We start from the raw sequence: 7034 nt of genomic DNA on the forward strand, positions 1-7034 counted from the left end.
TAGTTACGTAAGGCAGTGCGAGTTGTGCTTGGTCAGTTAATTTGCCATTTACCAATCCCTTTGATGGTATTTGATTGTTTTGCTGTGCATTAATCGTAGAGCCTATAACACAGACCATGATAGTGATGAGTAGTTTTTTCATGAGGCAAGATTAAGACTGCGGCCGTTCAAAACACAATAAAACATGCCAACGGCTCTATATCCTTTTGAAATACATTTTTCTGTCTTATATTCAGTTTAGCTTTACATCATGGTTAAATTTCGCTTCTTATTCTTTCTAACCCTCTTTTTGTCATCCTGTAAACAGGATCTCCATTATGAATATACAGACGCCGTCTATAAAAACGGCGACGATTTGAACTGGGCAAAAAAGAACTATGATACCAGCGGCTGGGAGAAGGAACGGGATCCAAAAACTGCCGTTTTTTGGTCCAGAGTTAACGTACGCATCACAAACAGAGATCCTAAAGACAGTATTTCTGTGGGTTTAGGGATTCACAGTTTTGGTTCCTTCGATGTCTACTGGGATGGTGTATTCGTTGGTAAAAACGGTGAGTTTGCAAAAGATAAAATCCATGAGGTACCAGGTACCGAAATGAGCGATTTTTTGTTGCCTGATTCACTGGCCAGATCCGGTTTACACACATTAGCGTTAAGAACTGCACAACATTTTAATACAGGAGAATTAAGAGGTGTTGATGTTAAACTACAATATTATAAGGCATTGATTCAAAGACCTCTAGTTGCCACTTCATATATGAATTTAATGGCAGGTGCTTTTCTTGTTGCAGCTTTCTATTATTTCTTCCTGTACATTAACAGCAGTCGTAAAGAGTTGGATGTTCTAATTTTTGGAATCATTTGTCTGCTTTTCTTTGCTCTGCTGGGGGTTGAGCATGTGAAGTTTTACATTACCATTCCTTACAGCCACTTTTACACACGGTTGGAAATTGTTGGCTGGCTTACCTTTGCCATTTCCCTTCTTGTCCCTTTCTATTTTACCATTCAGTTTTACTTTAAAAAGAAGTTCTGGCTTTTAGGTCTGCAATTACTGATTCTGATCTGGATTTACATCGATAATTTCAGGCATTACGACTGGACAGCCATGTTGTTTAGTTACACCATGTGGTTTTTCTCGCTCATTATTGTAGTAAATGCGTTATTTAGAAATGTAAAAGGTGCCTGGGTAGTATTTGTTGGTTTACTGATGAGTGCAGTAGCGAGTGCATTTATCGTTTATGATTTTTTTCTTTTCATATGTTATACCCTAATTGTACTATCTATGCTTTATTTACACACTATAAGAGCCAAACTACTCGAGAAAGAACACCAGTCTTCTTTAATACTTTCTTCGAGGTTAAAATTGGAGTTGCTAAAGAAAAATATTCAACCCCATTTTATAAAAAATACGCTGACTTCTATGATCGACTGGATAGAGGAATCGCCAAAAGATGGCATTGTTTTTATTCAAGCACTGGCAAAAGAGTTTGATATTTTAAATCAAATAGGAGAAGAAACTTTAATCCCGGTCGCCAAAGAAATAGCGCTTTGTAAAGCACATTTAAAGGTTATGCAGTTTAGAAAGGAAATTAATTATGTATGGGAACAGTCAGGTATTGATGAACTGGATTTGATTCCCCCAGCAATTATCCATACCATTTTGGAGAATGGCATTACCCATAGTATGCCCAGCATTGATAAGATCATTACTTTTAAGCTGAGCTTTGAAAAGCAAGGCGGGAACAAGCAATATAAGCTGCTAACCATCGCCAGGAACAGAGAAAACAGAATTGAAAAAAAAACAGGGACAGGTTTTCAATACATTGCTGCACGGTTAACCGAAAGCTATGGTGATCAATGGACTTTTGAATCGCAGGCCGTACCCGAAGGTTGGCTTACATGCATAAAAATACATGCTGGATAATGAATATACTACTTGTTGAAGATGAGGCAAGGATTGCCAAAAGGGTAGCGCGGATGAGTCGGGAATTCTTTGGATCAACGATTCAAAATCTTGTGGTTTGTGAATCCGTTAATGGTGGCATTAAATACTTGAGTGAACATACACCCGATCTGTTATTGCTGGATCTGAATTTAAATGGTGAGGATGGATTCGATTTGCTTAAAAGTGTTGCCGCCAGCGCTTTTCATACGATCATTATATCGGCTTATACAGAAAAAGCGATTACGGCTTTTGCTTACGGCGTGTTGGATTTTGTTCCTAAACCCTTTGATCAGGAGCGCCTCAACCTTGCATTCAGACGTTTATCTACATCGGGGCCAAAATCTGAAGGCAAACTTGAATACCTGGCTGTTAAAAAGGCCGGTTCCATCGTATTGATTGATATTAAAGAAGTCCGGTACATCAAAGGCGCCGGTATTTACACCGAATTGCATTTACTGAATGGAAAGAAAGCACTTCATGATAAATCACTCGAAAAACTAGAACAGTTGCTTCCTGCCTCTTTTGAGCGCATTCATAAATCTTATATTGTACCGATTAATCAAACAAAAGAAATCATTGTTCATACCGGCAGTAAATATCTTCTTGAACTTAAAAATGGGGAAATACTACCTATTGGGAGGTCAAGGTATAAAGAACTAAAACGGAGGATTATATAATACCATTAGACACCACTTTACATCTTGATTAAATCTCATTACATTTTTGTAACCTCATAAATTGTATGTAATCCGTATTAACCGGTTTAATGTTATGCATCGTCATTTCTTTAGCTATTTGCGCACGGTGATAGGTGCCATGATTAAAAACGTGCAGCAAAATATCATTAACGGATGTTTCAAAATAGCCAGCAGTTGAGGTTGTATACTTTATAATCGGTGAGTCTGCCGTTTCCAGGTATTCTATCTTTGACAAAGCATTTGCACTTTCTTCGAGCAGCACGCTGCATATTTCAAGATCGTTTACTTGCCAAACACCAATATTGGGTGCAACGCCGTTAATTCTGGAAACCCATATCTTTTGCGCATTTACGATGTGACTGAACAGTGTAATACATGATTCGGGAAGCAATTGAGAATTTGTCTGTAAGGCATCCAGCAAAAGTGAATTTGCCCAATTGTTGTATTTGCAGAATTGCTTTAACATAGCAGCGATTGTTTTATTTATCAATTTAAGATTTTTATGGGAATTTTTATTTTAAATGTAATTACACTAATGATAAGTTGAGCCTCACAGACAAGTAAAATGAGCCATATGGGAAATAGCAGGTGAACAAAAGTGATGATCTTTGATTCGTTAATACGTAAATTATCAGTTATGGAACAAATAACAAAAATAAACCTCGGCAAAAATGGTCCGCTGGTATCTAAACTTGGATTAGGCTGCATGCGGATGTCGTCGGTTTGGGGCGGCCCGGTAAATGACGAAAACGAAAGTATCGCTACCATTCAGGAAGCATTAGATAAAGGCATCAATTTTTTAAATACAGGAGACTTTTATGGCAGCGGACACAACGAGCTGCTGATCGGCAAAGCCATCAAAAACAGAAGGGATGATGCTTTCATCAGTGTAAAGTTTGGTGCGATCTTTTACAATGGCCAGTGGCTTGGCTTGGACCTGCGTCCAATGGCCATCAAGAATTTTATCAATTATTCTTTGGTACGCTTGGGTATCGATACCATTGATCTTTATCAACCATGCAGAATTGACGATAGTGTACCAATTGAAGACATCATAGGGACTGTCGCTGACTTAATCAAGGAAGGAAAGGTGCGCCACCTTGGCGTTTCTGAAATTACCCCAACGCAACTGCGTGAGGCGAATAGCATATACCCTGTAACTGCATTGGAAATCGGGTATTCACTGGCCGATCGCCAGATAGAAAGCGACCTGCTTCCAACAGCCAAAGAATTGGGTATCGGTGTAGTTGCGTTTGCCAACACCGCCGAAGGCTTGCTTACAGGGGAGATGACCGCACCACTCCCAGCTAATGATCATCATAATCATTTCACACGTTTTCAAGGAGAGAATCTCATTAAAAATCTGGAAAAAGTTGAAGTATTAAGGCAAATCGCAAAAGAAAAAGKATATACCCCGACACAACTGGCTATTGCTTGGGTCAACACTCAGGGCGAACATATTATGCCATTGGTAAGCATGAGCCGCAGATCAAGACTACCGGAGAATATGCAAGCAATGGAGATAATTTTCAGTCCGGAAGAGGCTAACGCCCTTAACGCACAATTTTCGCCAGGAGCGATCCTTGGTGGCACCTACCTGCAACGATAATGGCCGGGGCTAAAAAGCCCCGGCTATTTTAATATCTTTACATCATGACCAATCCAACTGAAATAATTCCTGGAGTGATCTTTTATTCATATTTCTCTGCTCAGAGAAAAGAGAAAGTGGGTTTTTTTGAGCACAGTACATTAGTGTTACAGGTTTCGGGACAGTTTACTCTGGAGACCACCAGCCAAAAGGTTTCGATGAAAGGTGGCCAGATGCTGCTGATACGGAAAAATCAGTTGGGAGAAATTACCAAAACACCGCTGGAAGGTCAGGATTATCAAACAATTATCATTTGCCTAAAGGATGACTTGCTCCGGCAGGTTGCCCTGGAGCAGCAAATAGATACCAGGCGCAAATATACTGGTTCGTCCAATGTTCTTATTCCGGAAAATGATTTTCTACATGGCTTTTTCCAATCCATAATACCCTATGTGCGCCATTCAGATGAAAAAATCACCAGGGATATGGGGATGCTTAAGGTGAGAGAAGCAGTTCAGCTGCTACTGTATACGCTTCCCGAACTCAAGGATTTTCTATTCGATTTCTCAGAGCCGTACAAGATGGATCTGGAAAAATTCATGCTAGGCAACTTTCATTTCAATGTTCCCGTTGAAAAATTCGCACAACTAACCGGAAGAAGTCTTGCTGGCTTCAAGCGTGATTTTCAAAAAGTATTCAATATGTCACCCCGACACTGGCTACAGGAAAAACGGTTGACAGAGGCCCGGCATCTTATAGAGAATAAGCAAAGGAAGCCATCTTCTATCTACCTTGAACTTGGATTTGAAAGCCTTTCTCATTTCTCTCATTCCTTTAAAAAGAAATTCGGAAAGGCACCTACTGAGGTAATTAGTACTTTATAAAATATTATAATTGATAAACTTAAAGTCTGAGCTATCAATAGATAGATAGTCTCATTAAGTCAGCGTAATAATTGTTTTAATTACGCTAAATTATCCTTAAATTAGGTAATGATGACAAGGATCTATCATGTCGAAAATAAATTACAATCCGGCGCTCAGGGCGCAGTATCAATATCTTTTTGATACCTGCATTATTAAGTCAGAGAAATATGTCACTGTAGATGCAGTGATAAGTAAGATTCTGACTGGTAAAAACCGTTATGAGACAGTGGGATTTCCATTAAATATACCGTGGTATTTCATTGGCATTATACATTATATGGAAGGCAGCTGTAATTTCAAAACCCACCTTCATAACGGTGATCCGTTAACAGCTAAAACTATCCATGTTCCCGCAGGCCGGCCCGTTGGTGGCTCAGCGCCTTACACATGGGAATTTAGTGCGCAGGATGCGCTTAAGCTTAAAAAGCTGGAACAATGGCCTGATTGGGATATTGCTGGCATCCTTTATAAGCTGGAACAATACAACGGGTTTGGCTACAGAAATTTAGAGCACCCTATTCCTAGTCCATACCTCTGGAGCTTCAGCAATCACTATGATAAAGGAAAATATGTGTCAGATGGACACTATGATCCTAATGCGGTATCCGCCCAATGCGGTGCAGCAGTTATCTTAAGACGCTTTATTGAAAGGCAGCTGATCACTGGTATTATTGATAGGATTAGTCTAACCAGGCAATTAGGACAGGAAGTGATCTTTTCACCATCAAAATATGCTACTAAAGCAGAACAGCTACAGCGCTGGCTGGTAAAATTAGGTGCCATTATAAAAATTGATGGCAAAGCTGGCCCTTTCACGAGTGATGCTTACAAAAATATAACAGGCGAATATCTTTCAGGGGACCCTAGATGATCGTTAAAGCCTATAAATATTGAAGATGCATCTTTAAAGGGACAGTGTTGAAATACAAGACTGTCCCTCAATGATAATTCGAGATTGGCTATATTGCTAGTTAACAATAACGCTCAGGCTATAATCAACTACAACATTTTCAAAATAAGCCAAAGTGCTGCCATATTTAGAGGCCGAGCCGCAATAGAAGTTATAATTGTAGGTATGATAAGGTGTATCATACGGAGCGGCAACCTCTACCCTAACATTATAAGTTCCCTGAGGTACATATAAACTCGCATAACTATGCGGGTTGGCGGTTACAGAGCTATAATAGCCCGAAGAATTACTTACTGTCACCGTTGCATTGTAATAAGTGCCATTTCCAAAGGACACGGTAACGTCAGAGAATGGCACTTTGGCTGTCTTGTTGGTCCATGAGCCACATAAAATAATTGTGCAAAAAATCAGGGATAATTGAATTGCTTTTTTCATAATGGTTTAAAATTTAAGGATTAATGATTGTTATAAAAGGTTTGATATAAAAATTAACGCCATTGTGGAAAGTTCATCAGCACGCATTACCAGCGTGCGGTCAGGCTTATTGTTTAATGCTTTTTAGCTCGATGCTGACTTTCCGGAATTCATATCTTTGTTCTTGATGATCGGTTATAGTTCGTTTCGGTATTACAAGTTAATTTTTATTGATGTAAAATCCCTGTAACATGTTGTCTGATTATGACTATATTGTATCATCAAAATCCTCCATTTACAATCAAAGGATTCTTCGGTTATGGCTTTTTATGAGCAGGCCCAACACTCAGATATCACGGCAGCTAAACTCAGGTTTAACTGGAGCACAGACCTGTTACACACCTGTAAGGTACCTGTTGATATTATACCGTGACCGAACCATTTGTATACCCTGATGMTAGGAGAGCAAGTATCCCGCTAAATTTTATAGCTTGTATTGAATTACCTGGACGTGCGGGACACACAGAGTGGTATCCCGCCGCTTACCCCAGGT

Annotated in this window: 7 protein-coding genes; 5 read left to right on the top strand and 2 right to left on the bottom strand. The window is 39.5% G+C overall.

The features are described from left to right. The first annotated feature begins 289 nt into the window (after positions 1-289). Positions 290-1924, top strand: coding sequence for a histidine kinase (locus AC1DG9_RS20340; protein ID WP_337716154.1), 1635 nt, complete (start codon positions 290-292; stop codon positions 1922-1924). Then, the gene (locus AC1DG9_RS20345; RefSeq protein ID WP_337716152.1) at positions 1924-2622 is read left to right on the top strand and encodes a LytR/AlgR family response regulator transcription factor; all 699 of its coding nucleotides are present in this window, start codon (positions 1924-1926) and stop codon (positions 2620-2622) included. The genes AC1DG9_RS20340 and AC1DG9_RS20345 overlap by 1 nt, the downstream gene beginning before the upstream one ends. A gap of 28 nt (positions 2623-2650) precedes the next feature. On the opposite strand, the gene AC1DG9_RS20350 is transcribed toward AC1DG9_RS20345, so the two are convergent. Next, on the bottom strand, positions 2651-3109 hold the full coding sequence (locus tag AC1DG9_RS20350) for a DinB family protein (RefSeq protein WP_288879270.1): 459 nt from the start codon (positions 3107-3109) through the stop codon (positions 2651-2653). A 171-nt stretch (positions 3110-3280) separates the two neighbouring features. Here AC1DG9_RS20350 and AC1DG9_RS20355 point away from each other — a divergent pair, with 171 nt between their 5' ends. The 3 genes from AC1DG9_RS20355 to AC1DG9_RS20365 all read left to right on the top strand — a co-directional run bounded on the left by AC1DG9_RS20355 (position 3281) and on the right by AC1DG9_RS20365 (position 6028). Next, positions 3281-4252 (top strand): aldo/keto reductase, encoded by a 972-nt coding sequence (locus AC1DG9_RS20355; protein ID WP_477635142.1) that lies wholly within the window; start codon positions 3281-3283, stop codon positions 4250-4252. Between the two features lie 44 nt (positions 4253-4296). Beyond that, positions 4297-5115 carry a helix-turn-helix domain-containing protein gene (locus AC1DG9_RS20360; protein ID WP_337716150.1) on the top strand — a complete coding sequence of 273 codons (819 nt, stop codon included), beginning with the start codon at positions 4297-4299 and terminating at the stop codon, positions 5113-5115. 127 nt (positions 5116-5242) lie between these two features. Further along, on the top strand, positions 5243-6028 hold the full coding sequence (locus tag AC1DG9_RS20365; RefSeq protein ID WP_288879267.1) for a hypothetical protein: 786 nt from the start codon (positions 5243-5245) through the stop codon (positions 6026-6028). Positions 6029-6124: 96 nt separating this feature from the next. On the opposite strand, the gene AC1DG9_RS20370 is transcribed toward AC1DG9_RS20365, so the two are convergent. Then, on the bottom strand, positions 6125-6502 hold the full coding sequence (locus tag AC1DG9_RS20370; protein WP_172662826.1) for a hypothetical protein: 378 nt from the start codon (positions 6500-6502) through the stop codon (positions 6125-6127). Between the last annotated feature and the right edge of the window lie 532 nt (positions 6503-7034).

This window comes from Pedobacter sp. 05L430 (assembly GCF_056397585.1).